Source organism: Streptomyces sp. NBC_00637 (assembly GCF_045161545.1).
Classification (GTDB): Bacteria; Actinomycetota; Actinomycetes; order Streptomycetales; family Streptomycetaceae; genus Streptomyces.
Window position 1 is genome coordinate 7725031 of sequence record NZ_CP109046.1, and the last position, 23368, is coordinate 7748398.

Here is a 23368-nt window from a genome sequence, read left to right on the forward strand (position 1 = left end):
CGGTTCGCGGGGAACCCGCACCTCCGCGCCACATCCCACGAGAGGAGCGATCACGATGGATCGCGAACGACCGCACGAGGAGTCCGTCTCCGTCGAGATCAGCGGATGCAGCAAGGAGGACGCCCGGATCGTGCTCGACACGCTGGGCGAGTGCTTCGCGTCGGACCGGGACAGCGACGAGGTGCCGCAGCAGCTGCACGAGAGCCGTCCGATGGTGTGGCTCGGCACCTTCGAGGTGACCGAGGCGCACGACTGTGCCCGCCCGGCCCGGCTGTCGTCCTCCGTGGAGGCCGACGCGCAGGGCAGCTACTGGGCGATCGAGCGGCTCCGCGCGACGCTGGACTCCGTCTTCACGGTGCGCGACCTGTCCTCGGCCTCCGGGGACCAGGAACGGGAGCTGCACGTCCTGCTGGAGAGCCGGTGAGACGTCGCCGGCGGTGACCTGCGGCACATGACGCCCGTCCCATTGTGCAACTAGTTGCATAACCCGTGCGCGGTCCTCTAGAACTGGAGGGAAGACACCGCGCACGGAGGGCTGTCATGAGCCGTTACCCGCACCTGCTGAGCCCGCTCGACCTGGGCTTCACCACCCTGCCCAACCGCGTCCTGATGGGCTCGATGCACGTAGGCCTCGAAGAGGCCGAGCGCGGCTTCGAACGCATGGCCGAGTTCTACGCCGCCCGGGCACGCGGGGGAGTGGGCCTCATCGTCACGGGCGGCATCGCCCCCAACGACGAGGGCCGGCCCTACGAGGGCGGCGCGAAGCTCACCACGGAGGCGGAGGCCGACCAGCACCGGACGATCACCGACGCCGTGCACCGCGAGGGCGGCCGCATCGCCATGCAGATCCTGCACTTCGGCCGGTACGCCTACCACCGGGACCTGGTCGCCCCCAGTCCGCTCCAGGCGCCGATCAGCCCCTTCCCGCCCCGCGAGCTGACCGACGCCGACGTCGAGCGCACGATCGAGGACTACGTCCGCGCCGCCCGCCTCGCCCGGCGGGCCGGTTACGACGGCGTCGAGATCATGGGCTCCGAGGGCTACCTCGTCAACGAGTTCATCGCCGCCCCGACCAACCACCGCACCGACCGCTGGGGCGGCTCGTACGAGAACCGCACACGCTTCCCGCTGGAGATCGTGCGGCGCGTGCGCGAGGCCGTCGGCGAGGACTTCATCGTCATCTACCGGCTGTCCATGCTCGACCTGGTGCCCGGCGGCTCCACCCTCGACGAGGTCGTCACCCTCGCGCAGGCCGTCGAGGCGGCCGGCGCCACCATCATCAACACCGGCATCGGCTGGCACGAGGCCCGCATCCCCACCATCGCCACCTCCGTACCGCGCGGCGCCTACACCTGGGTGACGAAGAAGCTCATGGGCGCGGTCTCCGTACCGCTCGTCACCACCAACCGCATCAACACCCCCGAGGTCGCCGAGGAACTCCTCGCCGACGGCTGCGCGGACATGGTGTCGATGGCCCGCCCGATGCTCGCCGACCCCGAGTTCGTCGCCAAGGCCGCGGCCGGCCGCCCCGAGGCCATCAACACCTGCATCGGCTGCAACCAGGCCTGCCTCGACCACACCTTCAGCGGAAAGATCACCTCCTGCCTGGTCAACCCGCGCGCCTGCCACGAGACCGAGCTGATCCTCGCCCCGACCCGGCTGCGCAGGCGGGTCGCGGTGGTGGGCGCCGGACCGGCGGGCCTGGCCTGCGCGGTCAGCGCCGCCGAACGCGGCCATGACGTCACCCTGTTCGACGCCGCGAGCGAGATCGGCGGCCAGCTCAACGTGGCCCGCAAGGTCCCCGGCAAGCAGGAGTTCGACGAGACGCTGCGTTACTTCCGCCACCAGCTCGACGCGCACGGCGTGGACGTACGGCTCGACACATCCGTCGCCGCCGGGGACCTGGCCGGCTACGACGAGGTCGTCGTCGCCACCGGCGTCAGCCCCCGCACCCCCGACATCCCCGGCGTCGACCACCCGAGCGTCGTCGGCTATCTCGACGTCCTGCGCGACGGCGCGCCCGTCGGCGAGCGCGTCGCGATCCTCGGCGCGGGCGGCATCGGCTTCGACGTCGCCGAATTCCTCACCGACGGCGGCGACAAGGCGCACGAGGACCCGGCCACCTACTTCCGCCAGTGGGGCGTCGACATGGACTACCGCAACCCGGGCGGTCTCGCCGCCCCCGAGCGCCCCGCCCCGCCCCGCACGGTCCACCTCCTCCAGCGCAAGACCGGCAAGGTCGGCGCGGGCCTCGGCAAGACCACCGGCTGGATCCACCGCACCGAGCTCAAGCACCGGGGCGTCACGATGGTTCCCGGGGTGCGCTACGACCGGATCGACGACGCCGGACTGCACCTCACGATCGGCGAGCAGAGCACGCTCCTGGAGGTCGACACCATCGTGCTGTGCACGGGCCAGGACCCGCGCCGGGACCTGTACGAGGCGCTCCTCGCCGACGGCGTCAAGGCCCACCTCATCGGGGGTGCCGACGTCGCCGCCGAACTGGACGCCAAGCGCGCCATCCAGCAGGGCACGGAACTGGCGGCGGCGCTGTAGGACCGTACCCACGCCTCCCTAGGATGACCGCATGTCACTCCCGCACGCGATCCTCACCGCCCTGCTCGAGCGGCCCTCGTCGGGGCTGGATCTGACCCGCCGGTTCGACCGGTCGATCGGTTACTTCTGGTCGGCCACGCACCAGCAGATCTATCGCGAGCTGGGGAAACTGGAGTCGGAGGGACATATCCGGGCCCTGCCGGACCAGGCGCCGGCCCGCGGGCAGAAGAAGGCCTACGAGGTGCTGCCCGCGGGACGCGCCGAACTCGCCCGGTGGACGGCGGCCGCCCAGGACCCGAAGCCGCACCGCGACGCCATGCTGCTGCGGCTGCGCGCCGCGGCGGTCGTCGGCACCGCGGGCCTGGAGGCCGACCTGCGCCGCCATCTCGACCTGCACCGGCGGCAGTTGGCCGAGTACGAGGAGATCGAGAGGCGAGACTTCCCGCCCGGCGACGACAGCGCGCAGGCCAGGCTCCAGCACCTGGTCCTGCGCGCCGGCATCGAGCTGGAGACCTTCTGGACGCAGTGGCTCGCCGAGGCCGTCCGGGAGCTGCCCGTGGTGCCGGACGGGTCGGACGCGACCGGTTAGAGCCGGTACGGCTTCGAGCGGCGGCGCAGGAACCAGGCCGCCGCGATGACGCCCGACCCCACCAGCGCTCCGCCCACCCCCATGGCGACGGGACCGTAGTCGCGGGCCGCGCCACCGAGACCCCCCATGACCCCTCGCGAGGGCGAGGCCGTCACCGCGGGCGTCGTCGTGACCCGAGGGGTGACCGGCGTCGAGACGATCACCGACTGGGTGCCCGCGGTGCTGCCGTTGGAGCACATGACGACCACGGTGTACGTGCCCGGTGAGACGCCGGACCAAGCCGCGGACTGGCCGGCCGCCGTCCCGGACAGCGCGACCTGGCGCCCCTGGGCGAAACTCGCCTGGGCACTGCCGAGCAGCGCCGCCGTGCCCCAGCTGCCGTTGATCTGGGTGCAGGCGCTGGTCACGACCGACACCGTGGAGCCGGTCGTGCTCACGGAGATGCCCGAGGCCCGGGCCGTGGCCGGCTGGGCGGTGAGGGCGAGCGGCAGCGCGGCGGCGGCTGCCACGGTCAGGCCTGAGCGGACGAGGAAACGGGAAATGCGCATCGGATGTCCTCCGGCGGCGGCACGGTTGGCGGTACATCCCTTGCGCCGCCGAAGGTCGGGTACGCCCGTGCTGCCTCACGGGCAGCCAACGCGCCCCGGCCGCGCCCCGCATGCGGACGGCCACCGGCCAGGTGACGGATTCCTTCGGACGGCCCATGCGCGGCGGCGGCCGCGCACTCGTGGTCACCGTGCCCCGATCGTCACCGTGCGCCCGTCGTCACCGTCCGCTCCGCCGAGAACGCGCCCCAGGTGCCGTCCGGCAGCCGGGCCCGCAGCCGCACCCGGTGTCCGGCCCCTTCCTCGCGTCCCAGGTAGAAGCTGTACGCCGCGCGTCCCCGGGGCGGGGTTCCGCCCCACACCAGCGAGGTGGCCGGCCGGCCGTCGAGCTGGATCTGGTACTCCGTGACCACCCCGTCCACCCGGGGCGGCGCCCACGACAGGTCGAGGTAGTACGACCCGTCGGCCAGGTGGAAGCTCGCCCGGAAGCCGGCCGGCGCCGTGTCCGCGCCCTCGTCGCCACCCGACGCGGTGGTCAGCCGCACGGGCGCTCCGGCGGCCGAGACGTTGTCGGCCGCGTCCCGGGCCCGGACGGTGAACGAGTAGCGCGTCCCGGGACGCAGTCCCGTGACGACCGTCGCCGTCTGGCCCCCGCCGACGCTGTGGATCCGCACGCCGCCCTGGTGGACCTCGTAGGACACCACCTTCCGGTCGTCGGTGGACGCCGTCCAGGACAGCTGGACGGCCCGGCTCCCGAGGGCCCGGCCGGTCACCGCGCCCGGCGGGGTCGGGGGCGAGCGGTCCGCCGCGGTGGCCGCCGGTGTCGTGGCCCGCGCCTCCCGGCTGCGCGGACCGAGCCGCCCGTCACCGTCGCGGGCCCGCACGGTGAAGACGTACGCGGTCGACGGCGAGAGGCGGACGACGTCCAGCATGTGCCCGGAGCCGGGCACCTCCTGGACCTTCTCGGAACCGCGGTACACCTCATAGGCGCTGACCGCGGGATCCGCGTCGACCGCGTTCCACATGACGTGCACGCTCGTGGCGCTCCCGGCCCGCGCGGTGACCCCGGTCGGTGCGCCCGGCGCCCGTCCCTCGTCCCGGCCTTCGCCGCCCGCGCACCCGCAGCACAGGGCCGTCACCAGGCCACACAGCACCACCCACAGCACAACGCGTCGCACGGCGTCGCCTCCCGGCCCGGCACGGCGGCAATGGTCCGGACCAATATGGCGCGGTCGCGCGCGCACATCAAGAGGGCGGATACACGGGGCCGCGGCCGGTGACCGTCCGCGGAGGTTACGTATGCTGACGTTCCTCACGGTTGAACTCACGCCGAGCGATCACGAGTTCAAGCCGGTGGCGGCGCGGACCGCTGTCGTCGCTGATCCCGCGCCGGCGAAGAGGCCCGGGGGCCCGGAGCCGCAACGGCGTCCGGGCCCCCGGCCCTCCGACGCGCCGCCCGGCCTCCCGAGCCCGTGAGCCCACGCCCCTCGAGGATGCTTCCTCGTGCTCCGTACGGCCCCCTCGGGGTGGCCCCTGGGCGGGACCGACACCAGATTGTTCCGAGTGTCCGTCCCCGCCCCCACGAGAGGGTCCGTATCGTGCGCGTCCAGTCGCTGACGCTGGCCGCGGCCGGCCTTGCCCTGCTGGCCCCGACCACCTCACCCGCCGTCCCGAACCCGTCCGCGGGTGCCCCCGGGGCCTCGGCACCCCGGCAGGAAGGCTCGGTCAGGGCGGCCGACCTGCTGTCCCGGATCCGTGACTGCACCCCCGTCTCGCGTGGCCGCTACCGGGCGGACGACGGCGCGCCGGCCACGATCCCGGTCTGCGGCACCGACGAGGCGGTGTTCTGGACGGCCGACATGGACATCGACTGCGACGGCCGCCCGGGCCCCGAGTGCAACAGCCGCACCGACCCGCTGTTCTCCGACACGACGGCCTATCAGCAGTCCGACGGCCGCTATCTGAGCGCCGAGACGCTGCCCTACATCGTGGTGCCGGGCGTGAGCGGCATCTGGGACCACCGTGACCACGGGGTGCGCGGGGGGTCGGTCGCGGCCGTCGTCTACCGGGACCGGGTGCAGTACGCGGTCGTCGGCGACACCGGACCGAGCCAGATCATCGGCGAGGCGTCGTACGCCACCGCCAAGGCGCTCGGCATCCGCCCCGACCCGCGCGGCGGCGGCACCCCCTCCGGCGTGACCTACATCGTCTTCAAGAACTCCCGGGCGACCCCCATCGAGAGCCACGCCTCGGCGGCGGAGGTCGGTGAACGGCTGGCGCGGCTCTTCGTACGCGGCACGAAGGAGCAGCCCGGCACGCCGACGGAACCCGCGGCGCCGGTAGCGCCGGTGGCCCCGACCGTGCCGCCGGCGCCGGAGGAACCGGAGGACGAATGGGCGCCGGGCGGGCTCGCCGAGCCGCCACAGGACGAGGCCGGCGCGACCGTCGAGCGGGGGCGCGGGACCGCCCGCGAGGAGCCGGCGAAGCGGGGCAGGGGAGGAGCGGGGGGCAAGGGGGACCTGGCGGCGCCGCAGGACGAAGCCGGCGACTCGGAGGCGGGGGAGGGCCCGGACGCCGGAACCGACGAGGGGGACGAGGAGGACGAGGACAGCGAGTGAGCGAAGGGGCGGCCCGGCGGTGCGGGCCGCCTCTGCTGTCGGGCGTCGCATGTCGCACGGCGTCGCATGTCCGCACGGTCGAGGCGGGCGCCCGAGTGGCCGTCCGGCGTCGTGCGACACCGCTCGTGAGATACCGGCCGGTCCCGACCGGCCCGGCCCGGGCCGCGGATCGTCGTGTCCGGCACGTTCCGTGGATCAGCGGATCTTCGTCAGACGCCGACCATCCGTCCGTCGACCGGGAGGATCACGCCGTTGACGTTGCTCGCCGCGTCGGAGCCGAGGAACACGATCGCGGCGGCCCGCTCCTCCGGCTCGGCCGGGCGGCCCACGTCGACGAAGTGCGGGCCGAGCGCGGCCGGGCCGTGAGCGCCCTGCTCGGCGTCCACGACGATCGCGGTCTTCGTGCCGCCCGGCGCGATCGCGTTCGCGCGGATCCCCTTGCCCCGGTACATCCCGGCCGGGGACCAGGACCGACCTGACCCCGCCGCGCACGCTGGCCCCGCGCCGTACTCTGCCCCCGGGGGCACACGCCGGTCGAGCCGCGTCACACCTTCCGGTAGCCGTACGCCTCCGCGGCCGCCGCCTCCACCGCGTCGAGGTCGGCGCCGGTCGCCGCCGTCACCACCGCGGCCACCGCGCCCTCGACGAACGGGGCGTCCACCAGACGAGCCGTGTCGGGCAGTTCGTCGCCCTCCGCGAGCAGCGCTTTGACCGTGAGCACGGCGCTGCCCAGATCGGCGAGGACCGCGACCCCGGCGCCCCGGTCCACCGAGGCGGCAGCGGCGGCGATCAGCTCGGCGCTCGTGCCCAGCCCGCCGCCCTCCGTGCCGCCCGCCGCGGCGACCGGCACGGCGGGACCGCCGCCCACCAGGCCCAGCGCCAGCTCGGCCACCGCCGAGGCGACCTCCGCGCTGTGCGACACCAGCACGACGCCCACCAGGTTCCCGTCGCTCATGGCTGCCTCACTCCCCGCCGGCGTCGGTGCCGGTGGCGTCGGTTTCGGTCAGGGCGGCGATGAGCAGCGCCGCCGAGGTGGCACCGGGATCCTGGTGCCCGATGCTGCGCTCGCCGAGATAGCTGGCCCGGCCCTTGCGGGCCTGGAGCGGGGTGGTCGCCTCGGCGCCCTGCTCGGCGGCGGCCTGGGCGGCCGCGAAACCGTCGGGGAGGGCGTCGACGGCCGGGACCAGCGCGTCGATCATGGTCTTGTCGCCGGGGGCGGCCCCGCCGAGCTGCATCACCGCGTCCACCCCGGCGCGCAGTGCCTCGGCGAACCCCTGCTCGTCCACCTCGGCCGCGTCCCCGAGCGCCTTCCCGGTCCGGCGCAGCAGCGTGCCGTACAGGGGCCCCGAGGCCCCGCCGACCGTCGAGATCAGCCGGCGTCCCGCGAGCACCAGGACGGCGCCCGGTGTCTCGGGCGCCTCCTTCCCCTGCGCCTCGATCACCGCGGCGAAGCCACGCCGGAGGTTACTGCCGTGGTCCGCGTCCCCGATGGGCGAGTCGAGGGCCGTGAGCCGGTCCGCCTCTCGGTCGACGGACGCGGCGGTCGCGGTCATCCAACGGCGGAAGAAGTCGGCGTCGAGCACGGGATCTCCTTGCATGGGGTCGATACGGTCGCGGCGTCTGTCCCTGTCGCTGCTCCTGCCCTTGCCTCACACACCCCAGCGCAGACCGGCCGTCCGCACCGGCGCGTCCCACAGCCGCAGCAGTTCCTCGTCCACCTGGCACAGGGTCACCGAGGCGCCGGCCATGTCGAGCGACGTCACGTAGTTGCCCACGAGCGTACGGGCGACCACGACCCCGCGCTGGGCCAGCAGACGGTGCACCTCGGCGTTGAAGCCGTACAGCTCCAGCAGGGGTGTCGCGCCCATGCCGTTGACCAGGAGGAGGACGGGATTTCGGGGCGTCATGTCGTCCAGGATGGCGTGGATCGCGAAGTCGGCGATCTCGCCGGAGGTCATCATCGCCCGCCGCTCCCGGCCGGGCTCCCCGTGGATGCCGACGCCCAGCTCCAGCTCGCCGGCCGGCAGGTCGAAGGTCGGGCTGCCCTTGGACGGTGTGGTGCACGCGCTGAGCGCCACGCCGAAGCTGCGGGAGTTCTCGTTCACCTGCCGGGCGAGCGCCTCGACCCGCTCCAGGGCCTGACCCTCCTCGGCCGCCGCGCCCGCGATCTTCTCCACGAACAGCGTCGCGCCCGTGCCGCGCCGCCCGGCCGTGTAGAGGCTGTCGGTCACGGCGACGTCGTCGTCCACCAGGACCTTCGCGATCTGGATGCCCTCGTCCTCGGCCAGCTCGGCCGCCATGTCGAAGTTGAGCACATCGCCCGTGTAGTTCTTGACGATGAACAGCACGCCCGCCCCGCTGTCCACCGCCGCCGCGGCCCGCAGCATCTGGTCCGGCACCGGCGAGGTGAACACCTCACCCGGGCAGGCGGCGGAGAGCATTCCGGGCCCGACGAACCCGCCGTGCAGTGGCTCGTGCCCCGAACCGCCGCCGGACACCAGCGCCACCTTGCCCGCCACCGGAGCGTCCCGCCGCACGACCACCCGGTTCTCGACGTCGACGGTCAGCTCGGGGTGGGCGGCCGCCATCCCGCGCAGCCCGTCCGCGACCACGGTCTCCGCAACGTTGATCAACATCTTCATGAGTACCTCCCGGACAGATCTGCGGACAGGCTCGTGAACTGTATTTTCCCAAGTCGGGGCTGGAAAGGCGAGCGGTCGATCCGGTCGGTGCCCAGCGATGGGCGGCGGGCTCCGGCGGCGCTGTCGCACGACCACCGCCCGCCGCGGATGACGGCTCGTCAGGTGACGTCGATTCCTCCTGTGTGCCATGGCCCGAGTCCTGGCCCTGCCAGTATCGGCCTTGCGGTCGGGAAGGTCACGCGAGGGGAGACGGCGGATCGAGTCCCGCCCGGGCGCGAGTCTCGGCGGGGTGGAAGTCGAAGGCACGGCCGAGCAGGAGACGCCACAACACCCGGTACACGCGGGCGAGATCGCCCCGGGCTTCCTCTGCCTCCGGGCCAACGCGTCCAGTACGCCCAGCGCGTCCAGCACGTCCAGCACGTCCAGCGCTTCGAGCGCGCTGCCGGTCAGGGCCCGGGTTCCGGTCCCGCGTCCGACACCCGCCGACAGCCGACCGAGCGGCTGACGCGACGGCCCACCCGGCCCGACCACCCGGCCCGACCACCCGACTCGGCCACCCGGCTCGTCCGGTCAGCGGTGCCCGGCAGGGACGACGGGCGGACGCGAAAAAATCCTTGGTCGGTGATGTCGAGAACCCGTGGCCGGCTTCGTCCCCGTGGTGAACGCGACCACAATGGGTCGCACCCGTACCGAGGAGAACGACCATGGCCAAGTACCTGCTGCTCAAGCACTACCGCGGCGCCCCGGCGGCGGTCAACGACGTGCCCATGGACCAGTGGACGCCCGAGGAGGTCTCGGACCACGTGCGGTACATGAACGAGTTCGCGGCCCGGCTGGAGAAGAGCGGCGAGTTCGTCGACAGTCAGGCGCTCGCCCCCGAGGGCACGTTCGTGCGGTACGACGGCGAGGGGCGGCCGCCGGTCACCGACGGCCCGTTCGCCGAGACCAAGGACCTCATCGCCGGCTGGATGGTGATCGACGTCGACAGCCACGAACGCGCCGTCGAGCTGGCCGGGGAGCTGTCGGCCGCCCCCGGCGCCGGCGGCAAGCCGATCCACGAGTGGCTCGAACTGCGTCCGTTCCTGGGCGCGCATCCCACCGTCACGGAGTGACCTCCTCGATGGACGAGGCACTGCTCCGCCGCCTCACGCCGGGTGTGCTCGGCATCCTCGTCCGCCGCGGAGCCGACTTCGCGGCGGCCGAGGACGCCGTACAGGACGCGCTGGTCGAGGCGGTCCGCGTCTGGCCGGCCGACCCGCCGCGGGATGCCAAGGGCTGGCTGGTCACCGTGGCCTGGCGCCGCTTCCTGGACGCGACCCGGGCGGACACCGCCCGGCGCCGGCGTGAGGACCTCGTCGACGAGGAGCCGGCGCCCGGGCCCGGGTCCGCGGTGGACGACACGCTCCAGCTGTACTTCCTGTGCGCCCACCCCTCGCTGACGCCGTCGTCCGCGGTCGCCCTCACGCTGCGCGCCGTCGGCGGCCTCACCACCCGCCAGATCGCGCAGGCCTACCTGGTGCCCGAGGCCACCATGGCGCAGCGCATCAGCCGGGCCAAGCGCACCGTGTCCGGCGTGCGGTTCGACCAGCCGGGCGACGTGGCCACCGTGCTGCGCGTCCTCTACCTGGTCTTCAACGAGGGCTACTCCGGAGACGTCGACCTCGCCGCCGAGGCCATCCGGCTCACCCGGCAGCTCGCGGCGGCGATCGACCACCCCGAGGTGGCGGGACTGCTCGCCCTCATGCTGCTGCACCACGCCCGGCGCCCCGCCCGGACCGCGTCCGACGGCAGCCTGGTGCCGCTCGCCGAGCAGGACCGCGGCCGGTGGGACACCCGGTCGATCGCCGAGGGAGTCGGGATCCTCCAGGCGGCCCTCGCCCGCGACCGGCTGGGCGAGTTCCAGGCCCAGGCAGCCATCGCCGCGCTGCACGCCGACGCGCCCACCGCCGGGGAGACCGACTGGGTGCAGATCGTCGAGTGGTACGACGAGCTCGCGGGCCTCACCGACAGCCCGGTCGTCCGGCTCAACCGGGCGGTGGCCGTCGGCGAGGCCGACGGGCCGCGCGCGGGCCTCGCGGCGCTCGCGGCGGTGGACGAGTCGCTGCCCCGCCACACCGCGGTGGCGGCGTACCTCCGCGAACGCGACGGCGACCTGGCCACGGCGGCACGGCTCTACGCCGAGGCGGCCCACAAGGCGACCAACCTCGCCGAGCGCGACCACCTGACCCACCAGGCCGCCCGGCTCAACGCCCGCCGATCCCGCTGACGGCCGGGCTCGGCCCGGATACGGGGCGCGGGCCGGTCGCTCCCCGGCGGGGAGGGCGGCCGGCCGTGTCGATCCGCCCACGGCGGGCACTCGGCGCGTGGCGGCTCCCGCCCGGAGCCGTCGTGCCCAGACTGGAGGTGTGGGACATGGGTCATGGTGGGAACGTGATCGACGAGCTGGTGACCGATCACCACGAGGTCGAGGAGTTCTTCGGCCGGATCGAGGCGCTGCCGTCCGGTGCCAAGGACCGCAAGCTGTACGCGGACCAGGCCACGATGGAGCTGGTCCGGCATTCGGTGGCCGAGGAGGCGTACCTCTATCCGGCGGTGCGTGAGCACGTCCCCGGTGGCGAGGCCCTGGCCGACAAGGAACTCGAGGACCATGCGCGGGCCGAGCAGATGATGAAGGACCTGGAGGGCTGCCAGGCCGACGATCCCGAGTTCGACCGGCTGATCGGCATGCTCATGCGCGAGATCCGCGAGCATGTGGCCGACGAGGAGCAGAACCTGTTCCCGAGGCTGCGCGCGGCGTGTCCGGCGGAGGCCCTCGACGACCTGGGAGACAAGGTCCGCAGGGCGAAGAAGACGGCTCCGACCCGTCCGCACCCCGCCGCCCCGGACAAGCCTCCGGCCAACAAGATGCTGGCCCCGGGCGTCGGGATGATCGACCGCATGCGCGACGCGCTGACGGGCCGAGGCAAGGGCGACTGACCCGGGCGCGGGTGGCCGTCAGGCGACGAGCGCCTGGCCCCGGCCGAGGCGGCCGAGCAGCTGGGCCTGGTGGAGGCCGGCCACGCGGGCGAGGAGGTCGGGGTGGCGCAGCAGGGCCGCCGCCTGCCGGTCGCGGTCGTCGGGTGCGACCAGACGCCGGAAGTCCGGAGCCGTCCCCCGGGTGTGGTCGCCTCCGGCGAGCCCGGCCACCGCGCCCGCGGCCAGTTCCGGATCGGCGAGCAGGCAGGCCGCCCAGCTCGCCACGACCTCGTCCACCCAGCTCCGCCAGGGCGAGCCGCCGTCCGCGTCGCCGTCCGCGTCCGGGCCGGTGTCCGCGCCGCCGACCCGGTCCAGCCGGGCCGAGCCGCCCGGGCCGACGATGCCCAGCAGCGCGGCGTCGGTGGCCGTCGGATAGCGCAGCCAGGCCGCGACGGTCACCGCCTGCCGGGCCTGCGCCTCGCACAGTGCGGAGGCGAGCGCGCCGCCGCTCGCCGGGTAGGCGCGGGTCAGCCACTCGGTGGTGGCGGCGATGACGGGGGAGAGATCTGCGAGCACGGAGCCGTCCGAGGTGTGCGGCGGGGAAACGGTTCCGCAAACCGTAGCCCGCGGCCCCCGCCGAAGAACATGCCCGAGCTCCCGTCCGGGCCGTGGCCTCGGCCACAACACCGCCCGGCGCCCCAGCCGACACCGCCCGGCACCCCACTTCCACCCCGCCCGCCCTCTCGGGGGGGCCGGCGGCGGCCCTCTGGGATACTGGCGTGGTGCCGTCGACACCGCAGCCGCAGGTCCTGGTTCCCCCGCGTCCCATCACGCCCGACGCGCCGGACGCGATAGCGCGGCCCTTCCTCACCCAGTCCTGGCTCGACCTCACCTTCCTGCACTGGGCCGCGGACCCGGCCGACGTGGCCGGGCTGCTGCCGCCGGGGACCGTCCCGGACACGCTGGACGGCGTGACCTACGTGGGCCTGGTCGCGTTCCGGATGCATCGCGTCGGCTGGTTCCGTCTGCCGGGCGTTCCCTACCTCGGGTCGTTCCCCGAGACGAACGTCCGTCTCTACTCGGTCGACGCGCACGGGCGGCGGGGCGTGGTCTTCCGGTCGCTCGACGCCTCCCGGCTGCTGCCGGTGGCCGTGGCGCGGCTCGGCTTCCGGATGCCGTACGTGTGGTCCCGCATGGCGATCGACGCAGACGCCGACACCGTCACGTACACCAGCCGCCGCCGGTGGCCCGGCCCGCGCGGGGCGAGCAGCCGGCTCACCGTGCGGGTGGGCGAGCGGATCGGGGAGCCCACCGCGCTGGAGCACTTCCTGACCGCGCGCTGGGGCATGCACGGCGCCTTCTTCGGCCGGTCCATGTACCTGCCGAACGCCCATCCGCGGTGGCCGCTGCACCGTGCCGAGCTCGTGACGTGCGAGGAGGATCTGGTGACGGCGGCGGGGCTGCCCGCGCCGGTGGGGGAGCCGGTGAGCGTCCTGTACTCGCCGGGCGTCCCGGCCCGCTTCGACCGCCCGGCCCGACCCCACCGTCCGGCCGGCATCCCGACCCCCTGACCGCTGCGGCTCGCTCCCGCACCCGTTCGCCCGGGTCGGACGACCGGTGCCGACGCCGTGCCGAGTCCGCCGCCGCGCGCCTGTACATGCCGGCCGGCCTCGACGAACGGCGACTTGGTCATCGCGCCCGGGGGGGAAGCCGACGCGGAGCGAACTACCGGCTCGGCGCGTCGAGGCCCTGGCCGGTGCCCGGCTCGGGGTTGAACACCGGGTGGTAGCTCTCCGGGGGCGCGAGGTAGGCGCCGACCGGCAGTCCGCCGGTGTCGACGACGATCTGGTCCACGGCGATGCCCGGGTCGACCATGAACACCCGCAGGACGTGCTCGCCGGGCTCGGTGACCGTGACGGTCGCGGTCAGCTTCTCGACGCCCTCCTCCACGTTGCGCGCCCAGGCGTCGCCGCGGTTGCCGGTGGCGACGGCCTGCCCCGACAGGACGACGGGCGGCTGGTCGTCGAGGGCGAGGGCCAGCCGCCGGGCGCCGCGCTCGTCGAGCGAGGGCAGCCGGAAGACGGTCACGGGGAAGGTGCCGGTGCCGGCGAACCGCACCCGGTACCTCAACTCCGGTGCGTGGGCGGCGAGGTCGGCGGTGATCGGGGCCGCCGTGGACGGTACCGCCTCCACCGCCGCGCTCCGGCGTCCGAGCCCGCGCACGGTCCTCCAGTGGGCGTGGCCGCGGGCCACCCGGCGCTCGGTGTGCACGGCGTCGATCGACACGTAGCCGTTGGCCTCGACGAACCCGCGGGCACGCCGGCGCGCCCGCTCACCGTCGGCGACGACCTTCAGGGGCACCTCGAACCGCCGCGCGCCGCTCGTGAAGACGACCGTGCCGTCCTGCGCGCCCTCGGGCACCCGCGCCCAGTCGATCTCGATCCACACCCGGGTCTGTTCGGTGAGTGTGCCGCCGGCCGAACTCAGGCGCACCCAGGGGTGTCCGGCCTCCGCGGCCCAGTCGACCGCGAGGAAACCGGTGTTGAAGACGTCGACGAAGCGCCGGTCCCGGGTGGCGGAGGAGAAGGACAGCGGCCGTTGCGTGCCGGTCTCGTTCCCCTCGGAGGCGATGCCCAGACCCGAGGTCTCCTGTCGGGTGACCCGGGTGACGGCCGGGCGGCCGGGCGCCTTCGGGATCTGCGAGGGGTAGGGGTTGATGTAACCGTCCCACTTCCCGCCCGCCACCTCCGTGTTGTACCGCTTGGTGAGCGCCGCCTCCTGGGTGTGCGCCGCTTCGGCGAGGTCGGCGAAGACGTTGGTTCCGGCGCCCCGGCCCTGACGTACCGCGAGGGCGTTGCGGTCCGCCCAGTAGTACTTGAGGTTCATCAAGTACGCGCCGTGCACGGGGTATTGGACCAGCTCGTAGTAGGCGTCCCGGTAGGCCGCGGGGAGTTCGTCCGCCAGCGCCACGGCCCGGGCCAGCAGGCGGTCGTACGCGGCCATGCGGCGTCCCGCCTCGTCCCCGTGGTGCACCACGGAGAACATGTTCCGGTCGATGAACTCCGGGCGGCGCTCCGCCGCGAGCCGGTAGTACTCGGTGCGGATCGAGGCGATCTCCGGGGCATGACGGAGTCCGAACTGACGTCCGTACCACTCCGCGAGGAAGTCCCCGACATCGTCGGCCTGCCACCGGTCCGCGTCCCAGGCCATGTCCATGGCGAAGGACAGCCCCGTCTCGATCGACTTGAGGTCACCGACGTTGAAGATCCACATCCGGTCCACGCCGTGCTCGTACACGCGACGCAACTCCTGCCACACCTTGGCGAGTTGCGTGGTGTCCAGCCACAGGTAACTGCGCGGACGGCCCCAGTAGGAGAGGTGGTAGTAGATCCCGTTGCCGCCGGACCGGGCGCGTTCCGCGTCGTCCGGCAGCTGGCGCATGTTGCCGTGGTTGTCGTCCGGCCAGATCAGGGTGACGTCGTCGGGGACCTGCACCCCCGCGTTGTAGAGGTCCAGGACCTCCTTGTACGGGATGAAGATCTGCGGCTCGGCCGCCGCCCCGACCTCCTCGGCCAGGATCCGGCGCTGGTCGGCGATGATGTCGTTCATCACCACGACCTTCTCCGGGATCGTGGTGGCGTACCTCGTCTCCAGCGCGGTGTCGTGCAGACCGCGCATGCCGAGGGTCCAGCTGCTCTCGTACGCCGCGTTCTCCCGGGCCCGCGCCCGCCAGTAGCCGGAGATGACGGCCGGGTTCACCGTGTAGTCGTACACCGGCAGCGCGCCGTCGGCTCCCGGATGCTCCTCGGCCCACGGCGCCCACTCGTGGACGCCGTTGCGCAGCAGGGCCTCGGGGTGACTGGAGCCGACGACGATGCCGTAGCGGTCCGCGAGTTCGGGGTTCTCCCGGTACTCGTTGAAGAAGTCGGAGTACGGGTGCATGGCCGGCCACAGGTAGTTGGCCTTCAGCCGCAGCAGCAGCTCGAAGAGGCGCTCGTACGTCTTCGGGCCGATGTTCTTGTCCGGCTCCTGGGTGCGCTGCGACCAAGTGGTCAGGTTCTGCTCGTCGTTGATGAAGACACCCCGGTAGCGGACCGACGGTTCGAGCCGTTCGAAGGGGCCCGCGGGCACGGTGACGGTGTCCCGCTGTTCCACGGGTACGTCGGCCCACCAGTACCAGGGCGAGACGCCGATGCGTTCGGAGGTGTCGTAGATCCCGTAGACCGTGCCGCGGCGGTCGCTGCCCGCGATGACCAGCGCGCGGTCGACGCCGGGCAACGGGCGTTCCACCACCTGGGTCACGGAGGCCTCCCGGTGGCCCTCCACCCGCCGGACGTCCAGCCGTCCCTGCGACGCGAGCCGGTCGACGACCGGGCTCGCCCCGAGGGTGCCCACCAGGATCAGTGCCGTGGCGCGATCCGGCAGGGTGTGCCGTAATCCGGGTCGTACCCCGCAGACCCGTTCCACGTCGGCCAGGAGGTCGCCGGCCGCGCGGATCACGGCGGGATCGTCGGCCGCGTCCACGAACACCTCGACCGCGAGGCCGTCCCGCACCAGGTCGAGACCGGGACGGGCGTTCGCCGACGCGGCGTGCGCGACCGTCGGGAGCACGGCGGGCAGCAGCGGCGCCAGCCCCACGGCCGTCATGCCCCGCAGGAACGCCTTCCGGGTCGGCTGCGAGGGGTCCTGCGGTGCGGTGGGCGGCATCGACGCTCCTGGACTCGGCAGTGAGTGCTACAGCGGTGACAGCTACGGCGGTGACCTCTGCGGTGACGACGGCTGTGGTGACGACAGCTGTGGTGACGACGGCTGCAGATATGGCATGACCATGCTAGAAAGCGCTTTCCCCCGGCACCCTAGATCAGCGTCGACGGCGGCGTCCATATCCGTGCCGGACCGGTGCCGGCCCCGAGCGTCCGACCGGCTCGGCGTGCAGAGCCCGGACCCCCGACGGACTTCGCCGAAGGCGGCGAGACGCCGGCCCGGGACCCGTGCCGCCGGCCCCGATCCTCAGTAGGCTCTCCGCATGCGGATCTCCGTCTCCTCGGACATGGACGAACCAGTGGCCCGCGCCCTCGTCGCGGAGCTGCGCGGCCGGGGCCACGACGTGGTGCCGCACGGCGCGCTACGCCCCGGCGACGATCCCCGGTGGGCGGTGTGCTCGGCGGTGGCGGCCCGCGACGTGGCCGACGGGACCTCGGAGCAGGCGGTGGTCTGCTGCTGGACCGGCACAGGCGCGTCGATCGCCGCGAACAAGGTGCCCGGCGTCCGGGCCGCCCTGTGCGCCGACGCCTACACCGCCGACGGAGCCCGCCGCTGGAACAACGCCAACGTCCTCGCCCTCAGCCTCCGCCTGACCTCCGAGCCGCTGCTCAAGGAGATCCTCGACGCCTGGTTCGCCGCCGAGGCCGGCGGCGACGCCGAGGACCGGCGCAACGTGGCCCATGTCGACGGCCTCGACGCCGCCCGGACGCGCTCGGAAACCTAGGTCGTGTCCTGGCGTGCGCCCCTCTTACGGACGGCTTCACTCCTCCGTACGGGTCGCTCGGCCCCGCCGGGTACCCGGCGGCCGGAGAGGGTGAGGAGGAACGGACCGGCACGTGCCTCCGAGCGACCCGATCCGGAAGGGAACCCGAGATGTCAGTCGAACCGCAAGCGAGGTCCGTCCCGCTCACCGACGACGAGCTCAGGACACTGCACGCCCACTGGCGTGCCGCGAACTACCTCGCCGTCGGACAGATCTACCTGATGGCCAACCCCCTGCTCACCGAGCCGCTGCGGCCGGAGCACGTGAAACCGAGGCTGCTGGGCCACTGGGGGACCTCCCCGGGGCTGAACCTCGTGTACACCCACCTCAACCGCGTCATCCGCGCCCGTGACCTGCAAGCCCTGTGCGTGTGGGGCCCCGGCCACGGCGGTCCCGCGGTCGTCGCCAACTCCTGGCTGGAGGGCACCTACACCGAGACCTATCCGGACGTCACCCGTGACGCGGCCGGCATGGCCCGGCTGTTCCGGCAGTTCTCCTTTCCCGGCGGCATCCCCAGCCATGTCGCCCCGGAGACACCGGGCTCCATCCACGAGGGCGGCGAACTCGGCTACTCGCTCTCGCACGCCTACGGCGCCGCCTTCGACAACCCGGACCTCCTCGTCGCCTGCGTGATCGGCGACGGCGAGTCCGAGACCGGGCCCCTGGCCGCCTCCTGGCACTCCAACAAGTTCCTCGACCCCGTCCACGACGGCGCGGTCCTGCCGATCCTGCACCTCAACGGCTACAAGATCGCCAACCCCACGGTGCCCGCCCGGATCCCCGAACCCGAGCTCGACGAGCTGCTGCGCGGCTACGGACACGACCCGATCCATGTCACCGGGGACGAGCCGAACGCCGTCCACCGCGCGATGGCGCAGGCCATGGACACCGCCCTGGACCGCATCGCCGCCCTCCAGCGCGCCGCCCGCGAGGACGGTTCGGGCGAGCGCCCCCGCTGGCCGGTGATCGTGCTGCGCACCCCGAAGGGCTGGACCGGACCCGCCCACGTCGACCGGCTGCCCGTCGAGGGCACCTGGCGCGCCCACCAGGTGCCGCTGTCCGCCGTCCGCGACAACCCCGAACACCTGCGCCAGCTGGAGACCTGGCTGCGCTCCTACCGGCCCGAGGAACTCTTCGACGCCCACGGCGCCCCCCGCCTGGACGTCCTCGCCTGGATCCCCGAAGGCACCCGCCGGCTCGGCGCCACCCCGCACGCCAACGGTGGGCTGCTGCTGCGTGAACTTCCCCTGCCCGCCCTGGAGTCACACGCCGTGCCGGTCGACAGGCCCGGCGGCACCCGGCACGAACCCACCGCGGTGCTGGGCGGGTTGCTCGAAGAGGTCATGCGTTCCACCGCCGGCCGGCGCGACTTCCGCCTCGTGGGACCCGACGAGACCGCCTCCAACCGCCTCCAGGCCGTCTACGCCGCCAGCGGCAAGGCCTGGCAGGCGCAGACCCTCCAGATCGACGAGAACCTCGACCGGCACGGCCGGGTGCTGGAGATCCTCTCCGAACACACCTGCCAGGGCTGGCTGGAGGGATACCTGCTCACCGGCCGGCACGGGCTGTTCTCCTGCTACGAGGCGTTCGCGCACATCGTCGACTCGATGGTCAACCAGCACATCAAGTGGCTGCGCGTCACCCGCAAGCTGGGCTGGCGCGCACCCGTCGCCTCCCTCAACTACCTGCTCACCTCGCACGTCTGGCGCCAGGACCACAACGGCTTCTCCCACCAGGACCCCGGCTTCGTCGACCACGTCCTCAACAAGAGCCCCGAGGTCGTCCGGGTCTACCTGCCGCCGGACGCCAACACCCTGCTGTCGGTGGCCGACCACGCCCTGCGCAGCCGGGACTACGTCAATGTGATCGTGGCCGGGAAACAGCCCTGTTTCGACTGGCTGAGCATGGACGAGGCCCGCGTCCACTGCGCGCGCGGCGCCGGCGTCTGGGACTGGGCCGGCACCGAGAACGGGACCCGCGAACCCGACGTGGTCCTCGCCTGCGCGGGTGACGTCCCCACACAGGAGGTGCTGGCCGCCGCCCAGTTGCTGCGCCGCGAACTCCCCGAGCTCGCCGTCCGGGTGGTCAACGTCGTCGACATCGCCCGGCTGCTTCCGGCCGGTGAACACCCGCACGGCATGAACGATTTCGAGCACGACGGACTGTTCACCGCCGACAAGCCGGTCGTCTTCGCCTACCACGGCTATCCCTGGCTGATCCACCGCCTGGCCTACCGCCGCACCGGCCACAAGAACCTGCATGTGCGCGGCTACAAGGAGTTCGGCACCACGACCACGCCGTTCGACATGGTCGTGCGCAACGACCTCGACCGCTACCGCCTCGTCATGGACGTCATCGACCGCGTCCCCGGCCTCGCCGTGCGTGCCGCTGCCGTACGGCAGCGCATGGAGGACACGCGACTGCGCCACCACGACTGGATCCGGACCCACGGCACCGACCTTCCCGAGGTCACCGACTGGACCTGGGACGGCTGAGACGCCGGCTGAGACGGCGGCCCCGCCCCCGCCCGGGCAGGGCGCACGGGCGGGGGCGGACGGCGCAGGGGGAGGGGCAGCGGGCGGGCCGTCGTGCGCCCTGGTACGGCGTGCCGCCCGGTGCTTACAGTGGTCGGCCAGCCCTGCCCGCGGATCCGGCGGGGCGAGTCCCACCCCCGTGCTCACCCGTCGTCCTCGTCCCCGCCCGGCACGCGTCCGGAACCGGGCACGGCTCCGCGCACCGGAGCGGCTCCCCGGACGACGGGTGCGACGACCACCCGCGCGACAGACACCATCCGTGACACCGTTCGTGCCGTGTGAGGGCCCGTCCGCGGTACGAGCGCGCGTCGAGAGCCGCTGGAGGCCGCTGTGTCCCGACCGTGCATCGCCCTGATCGCCGACCCCACCTCGCCCGAGGGCTGCCGTGAGTATCTCGCCGACGCCGTGGAACTCCTCACCGGCGCCCCGCCCGTCCGGGTCGACTCCCGGCACTTCGCGACCGGGGGAACCGGCCGGGGCGTCCGCGACGGAGGCCGGTTACGGCTCCAGGTCCCGCGGCAGGGCCTGGACTTCGTGCCCGACGTCGTCCTGCTCTACGAGATCCCGCCGCACCACCGGCGCTCCCTCGCCGGCTTCCAGGAGCTGCTGGAGAGCCACGACGTGGTGACCCTGGCCGCCGGACCCGACGCCTGGCGGACCGCGACCGAGAAGAACCTCACCGTCGAACGCTTCCTCCGGGACGGGGTCGCCCAGATGGAGACGGCCGTGCTGTCCCGGCCCTCCCCCGGGGAGGCGGCCGACACCTTCGACCGGCTCGGCCGCGACACCTGGGCCCGGCCCGTCGTCGGCACCGGCGGCAACGACACCTTCCACGTCACCACCCACGCCCAACTGGCGCGCGCCGCCGCCTATTACGCCGAGCGCGGCACCGACTGGCTGCTCTCCCGCGACGCCGGCAACATCACCGCCGACGGCCGGCGCCACCAGTTCCGTGTCTTCGTCCTGGGCGACCGCGTCGTGCACGCCCGTGAGCACCTCCAGCCGGAGACCGACACCCCCTGCAACACCTGCCAGGGCGCCACCGCCGTCCACATCGCCCCACAGGACCTCCAGCCCCGGCTGGCCGAACTCGCCGTCGCGGCCACCGCGTCGGTCGGGCTCCCCTTCGCCGGTGTCGACCTGGCCGCGGAGAACGGCGGGGTCGTCTTCGAGGTCAACGTCCAGCCCGCCTTCGTCGACGGCGAGCGGGAACTGCGGGCGGTGGCCGTGCCGTACGTACAGGCGCATCTGGACGCCTTCGCGCCGGCCGTCGGCGGGCGGCCCCGGGGACTCACAGCCTCAGCGTGAACCAGGTCGTCTTGCCCTCGTCCGTTGGCCGCACCCCCCAGTCGGCGGCGAGGGCACGGACCAGGATCAGGCCCCGGCCCGACTCCGCGTCCTCGACCGCCACCCGCGGCTGGGGGAGCTGCGGGCTGCGGTCGCTGACCTCGACCGTGAGGTCGGTGGCGGTGCGGTGCAGATGCAGGCCGATCGGGCCCTCGGAGTGCTGGACCGCGTTCGTCAGCGTCTCCGACAGCAGCAGCAACGCGTCGCCGGCCCGGTCCGTACAGTTCCACGAGGTCAGCGCCTTGTGCAGAAAGGCGCGCCCCTCCGGTACGGACACCGGGGCGGCCGGGAGGTGGGTGGTGACGGCCGCCAGCGGAGCGGCCGGCAGCTGCGCGAGCAGCAACGTGACGTCGTCGTTGTGGCCGTCGGCGTCCGGCAGCAGACCCGCGAGGACATGGTCCGCCGCGGCCTCCAGACAGGGCGTCCCGACGAACAACGTGTCGAGCAGCAGGGTCAGTTCACCGATCCGCACCTCGATGTCGCTGCCCGGGGTCTCGATCAGACCGTCCGTGTAGAGCACCAGTGTGGCTCCGGGCGGTATCTCCGAGCTGGCCTGCTCGTACAGGATGTCGCCCACGCCGAGCGGCGCGTTGACCGGGCAGGGCAGGGCGCTGATGCCCGCGCCCACCCCGGCGACCAGCACCGGCAGATGTCCCGCCGAGCACACCGTGACCGTGCCCGTGTCCGGGGCGATCACCAGGTAGCAGCAGGTGACGAGCTGGTCGGGCACGTCGAGGTCGGCGACGCAGGTGTCCAGCGCACGCATCAACTGCCGTGGCTGCATACCGGTCTTGGCCAGCGCGTGCGCGGCCGACCGCAACTGGCCCATCACGGCGGCCGCTTCCAGCCCCCGGCCCATCACGTCGCCTATCAGCACCCCCACCCGGTCGGCGCCCAGCGGGATCAGGTCGAACCAGTCGCCGCCCACCCCGGCGCCCTGGGTGGCGGGCCGGTAGCGGCTCGCGGTGGCCAGACCCGGCAGGTCGGGCGGCGTGCCCATCAGACTGCGCTGGAGCGTCAGGGCGATGTGCCGCTGCTGTTCGTACAGGGCCTTGAGTTCGGCCTCCGCGCGCTTGCGGTCGCCGATGTCCCGCACGATCGCGCACGCCCCGACCACGGCGCCCTGGGTGTCCCGGGTGGGCCACAGGGTGACGTCCACGTCGCGCAGCACTCCGGTGCTGGTCATCCGCAGCGTCTCGTAGTGCTCGACCTTCTCGGCGTGCCGCAGCCGCTGGAGCAGCTCGCGGATCTCGCCCCGCAGCTCCGGCGGGGCCAGCAGCGAGACGTGCCGGCCGATGACCTCCTCGGCCGTGTACCCGTACAGGCGCTGCGCGGCCGCGTTCCAGTAGGTGATGTACCCGTCGAGGGTGTGGGCGAGGATGGCGTCCTGCGACGACTCCACGAGCGCGGCGAGTTCGTTGATGCGCGCCTCGGCCGCCTTGCGGTCGCTGACGTCGCGCACGGCCGCCGACACCAGGAGCCCGTCCGCCGTCTCCAGCGGGCTCAGGCTGATCTCGACGGGGAACTCGGTGCCGTCCTTGCGCAGCCCGTGCAGTTCGAGACCGGCGCCCATCGGACGCACCTGGCGGTTGGCCGTGTACCCGCTGCGGTGCGCGGTGTGCTGGTGGTGGAACCGGTGCGGGATGAGCAGCTCGACCGGCTGGCCGAGCAGTTCTTCGCGGCCGTGCCCGAAGAGGGCCTCGGTCTGGGCGTTGACGAGTCTGATGATGCCGGAGTCGTCGACGATGACCATGGCGTCCGGCGCCGCCTCCAGCAGACCCCGAAACCTTTCCTCGGCCCCGCCGACCGCGCCCTCCGACGAGGGCGCTCCGCAGCCGCACCGTTTCTGCTGAGTTTTCTGCTTCCGCTGAGCCTTCTGCTGCACGCTCCGTTTCGCTGTGCCCGCCCCCGGGCCCGCCTCCGCCCCCGCACGCCGCACCGGTTCTGCCCGTATCACGTCGGCCATCTTCCACCTCATCCCGCACGACGAATCAGGCCATCTCACCGCCTCCGACCCGCCCGCGCTCCGCGTTGTCGCTTACTGTCCGCCCCCTG

The 23368-nt window shown here is 73.3% G+C and carries 19 protein-coding genes and 1 pseudogene; 11 read left to right on the forward strand and 9 right to left on the reverse strand.

Going from position 1 to position 23368, the window contains the following annotated elements; translation table 11 throughout:
• Positions 1-55 precede the first annotated feature (55 nt).
• The 3 genes from OG440_RS34120 (at position 56) to OG440_RS34130 (ending at position 3145) form a co-directional block, all read left to right on the forward strand.
• Complete coding sequence (locus OG440_RS34120; protein WP_406010607.1) at positions 56-424, forward strand: hypothetical protein; 369 nt, start codon at positions 56-58, stop codon at positions 422-424.
• A 116-nt stretch (positions 425-540) separates the two neighbouring features.
• On the forward strand, positions 541-2556 hold the full coding sequence (locus OG440_RS34125; RefSeq protein WP_406010608.1) for an FAD-dependent oxidoreductase: 2016 nt from the start codon (positions 541-543) through the stop codon (positions 2554-2556).
• Between the two features lie 31 nt (positions 2557-2587).
• Positions 2588-3145 (forward strand): PadR family transcriptional regulator, encoded by a 558-nt coding sequence (locus OG440_RS34130; RefSeq protein ID WP_406010609.1) that lies wholly within the window; start codon positions 2588-2590, stop codon positions 3143-3145.
• Here the strand turns inward: OG440_RS34130 and OG440_RS34135 are convergent.
• Both OG440_RS34135 and OG440_RS34140 read right to left on the reverse strand, forming a co-directional pair.
• On the reverse strand, positions 3142-3693 hold the full coding sequence (locus OG440_RS34135; protein WP_406010610.1) for a hypothetical protein: 552 nt from the start codon (positions 3691-3693) through the stop codon (positions 3142-3144). The two genes, OG440_RS34130 and OG440_RS34135, sit on opposite strands and share 4 nt — an antisense overlap.
• Positions 3694-3893: 200 nt before the next feature.
• Positions 3894-4868, reverse strand: coding sequence for a fibronectin type III domain-containing protein (locus OG440_RS34140; protein ID WP_406010611.1), 975 nt, complete (start codon positions 4866-4868; stop codon positions 3894-3896).
• Between the two features lie 420 nt (positions 4869-5288).
• On the opposite strand from OG440_RS34140, the pseudogene OG440_RS34145 reads away from it, so the two are divergent.
• Positions 5289-5990: pseudogene (locus OG440_RS34145) on the forward strand (glycoside hydrolase family 75 protein); the annotation flags it as partial.
• Positions 5991-6517: 527 nt separating this feature from the next.
• Here OG440_RS34145 and OG440_RS34150 read toward each other — a convergent pair.
• The 4 genes from OG440_RS34150 to dhaK form a co-directional block, all read right to left on the reverse strand.
• Complete coding sequence (locus OG440_RS34150; RefSeq protein WP_406010612.1) at positions 6518-6760, reverse strand: SDR family oxidoreductase; 243 nt, start codon at positions 6758-6760, stop codon at positions 6518-6520.
• A 92-nt stretch (positions 6761-6852) separates the two neighbouring features.
• Positions 6853-7263, reverse strand: a complete 411-nt coding sequence (locus OG440_RS34155) for a PTS-dependent dihydroxyacetone kinase phosphotransferase subunit DhaM (RefSeq protein WP_406010613.1) — start codon at positions 7261-7263, stop codon at positions 6853-6855.
• A 7-nt stretch (positions 7264-7270) separates the two neighbouring features.
• Complete coding sequence (dhaL, locus tag OG440_RS34160; protein WP_406010614.1) at positions 7271-7891, reverse strand: dihydroxyacetone kinase subunit DhaL; 621 nt, start codon at positions 7889-7891, stop codon at positions 7271-7273.
• A gap of 66 nt (positions 7892-7957) precedes the next feature.
• Positions 7958-8950, reverse strand: coding sequence for a dihydroxyacetone kinase subunit DhaK (dhaK, locus tag OG440_RS34165; RefSeq protein ID WP_406010615.1), 993 nt, complete (start codon positions 8948-8950; stop codon positions 7958-7960).
• 704 nt (positions 8951-9654) lie between these two features.
• Here dhaK and OG440_RS34170 point away from each other — a divergent pair.
• The 3 genes from OG440_RS34170 to OG440_RS34180 all read left to right on the forward strand — a co-directional run bounded on the left by OG440_RS34170 (position 9655) and on the right by OG440_RS34180 (position 11926).
• A complete protein-coding gene (locus OG440_RS34170) occupies positions 9655-10062 on the forward strand; it encodes a YciI family protein (RefSeq protein WP_406010616.1) in 408 nt (135 codons plus the stop codon).
• An 8-nt stretch (positions 10063-10070) separates the two neighbouring features.
• Positions 10071-11216, forward strand: coding sequence for an RNA polymerase sigma factor (locus OG440_RS34175; protein ID WP_406011536.1), 1146 nt, complete (start codon positions 10071-10073; stop codon positions 11214-11216).
• A 146-nt stretch (positions 11217-11362) separates the two neighbouring features.
• Positions 11363-11926 (forward strand): hemerythrin domain-containing protein, encoded by a 564-nt coding sequence (locus OG440_RS34180; protein WP_406011537.1) that lies wholly within the window; start codon positions 11363-11365, stop codon positions 11924-11926.
• An 18-nt stretch (positions 11927-11944) separates the two neighbouring features.
• Here the strand turns inward: OG440_RS34180 and OG440_RS34185 are convergent, their stop codons facing one another.
• Positions 11945-12481, reverse strand: coding sequence for a hypothetical protein (locus tag OG440_RS34185; RefSeq protein WP_406010617.1), 537 nt, complete (start codon positions 12479-12481; stop codon positions 11945-11947).
• A gap of 206 nt (positions 12482-12687) precedes the next feature.
• Here OG440_RS34185 and OG440_RS34190 point away from each other — a divergent pair, with 206 nt between their 5' ends.
• Positions 12688-13476 (forward strand): YqjF family protein, encoded by a 789-nt coding sequence (locus OG440_RS34190; RefSeq protein ID WP_406010618.1) that lies wholly within the window; start codon positions 12688-12690, stop codon positions 13474-13476.
• A gap of 154 nt (positions 13477-13630) precedes the next feature.
• Here OG440_RS34190 and OG440_RS34195 read toward each other — a convergent pair whose 3' ends face one another.
• On the reverse strand, positions 13631-16612 hold the full coding sequence (locus OG440_RS34195) for a glycosyl hydrolase 115 family protein (protein ID WP_406010619.1): 2982 nt from the start codon (positions 16610-16612) through the stop codon (positions 13631-13633).
• A 319-nt stretch (positions 16613-16931) separates the two neighbouring features.
• On the opposite strand from OG440_RS34195, the gene OG440_RS34200 reads away from it, so the two are divergent.
• From OG440_RS34200 to OG440_RS34210, 3 genes are all read left to right on the forward strand, one after another.
• Positions 16932-17393 (forward strand): RpiB/LacA/LacB family sugar-phosphate isomerase, encoded by a 462-nt coding sequence (locus tag OG440_RS34200; protein WP_406010620.1) that lies wholly within the window; start codon positions 16932-16934, stop codon positions 17391-17393.
• 149 nt (positions 17394-17542) lie between these two features.
• Positions 17543-19927: a phosphoketolase gene (locus OG440_RS34205; protein ID WP_406010621.1), complete on the forward strand. Its 2385-nt coding sequence runs from the start codon at positions 17543-17545 to the stop codon at positions 19925-19927.
• Between the two features lie 369 nt (positions 19928-20296).
• Entirely contained in the window at positions 20297-21274 is a 978-nt protein-coding gene (locus tag OG440_RS34210) for a RimK family alpha-L-glutamate ligase (RefSeq protein ID WP_406010622.1), read from the forward strand.
• On the opposite strand, the gene OG440_RS34215 is transcribed toward OG440_RS34210, so the two are convergent.
• Positions 21258-23198 carry a PAS domain S-box protein gene (locus OG440_RS34215; RefSeq protein ID WP_406010623.1) on the reverse strand — a complete coding sequence of 647 codons (1941 nt, stop codon included), beginning with the start codon at positions 23196-23198 and terminating at the stop codon, positions 21258-21260. The genes OG440_RS34210 and OG440_RS34215 overlap by 17 nt on opposite strands.
• Positions 23199-23368 lie beyond the last annotated feature (170 nt).

Bases quoted from the DNA above. Each gene is read 5' to 3' on its own strand.
- OG440_RS34120 (WP_406010607.1), top strand. From the start codon at position 56: ATGGATCGCGAACGACCGCACGAGGAGTCCGTCTCCGTCGAGATCAGC.
- OG440_RS34125 (WP_406010608.1), top strand. From the start codon at position 541: ATGAGCCGTTACCCGCACCTGCTGAGCCCGCTCGACCTGGGCTTCACC.
- OG440_RS34130 (WP_406010609.1), top strand. From the start codon at position 2,588: ATGTCACTCCCGCACGCGATCCTCACCGCCCTGCTCGAGCGGCCCTCG.
- OG440_RS34135 (WP_406010610.1), bottom strand. From the start codon at position 3,693: ATGCGCATTTCCCGTTTCCTCGTCCGCTCAGGCCTGACCGTGGCAGCC.
- OG440_RS34150 (WP_406010612.1), bottom strand. From the start codon at position 6,760: ATGTACCGGGGCAAGGGGATCCGCGCGAACGCGATCGCGCCGGGCGGC.
- OG440_RS34155 (WP_406010613.1), bottom strand. From the start codon at position 7,263: ATGAGCGACGGGAACCTGGTGGGCGTCGTGCTGGTGTCGCACAGCGCG.
- dhaK (WP_406010615.1), bottom strand. From the start codon at position 8,950: ATGAAGATGTTGATCAACGTTGCGGAGACCGTGGTCGCGGACGGGCTG.
- OG440_RS34170 (WP_406010616.1), top strand. From the start codon at position 9,655: ATGGCCAAGTACCTGCTGCTCAAGCACTACCGCGGCGCCCCGGCGGCG.
- OG440_RS34175 (WP_406011536.1), top strand. From the start codon at position 10,071: ATGGACGAGGCACTGCTCCGCCGCCTCACGCCGGGTGTGCTCGGCATC.
- OG440_RS34180 (WP_406011537.1), top strand. From the start codon at position 11,363: ATGGGTCATGGTGGGAACGTGATCGACGAGCTGGTGACCGATCACCAC.
- OG440_RS34195 (WP_406010619.1), bottom strand. From the start codon at position 16,612: ATGCCGCCCACCGCACCGCAGGACCCCTCGCAGCCGACCCGGAAGGCG.
- OG440_RS34200 (WP_406010620.1), top strand. From the start codon at position 16,932: ATGCGGATCTCCGTCTCCTCGGACATGGACGAACCAGTGGCCCGCGCC.
- OG440_RS34205 (WP_406010621.1), top strand. From the start codon at position 17,543: ATGTCAGTCGAACCGCAAGCGAGGTCCGTCCCGCTCACCGACGACGAG.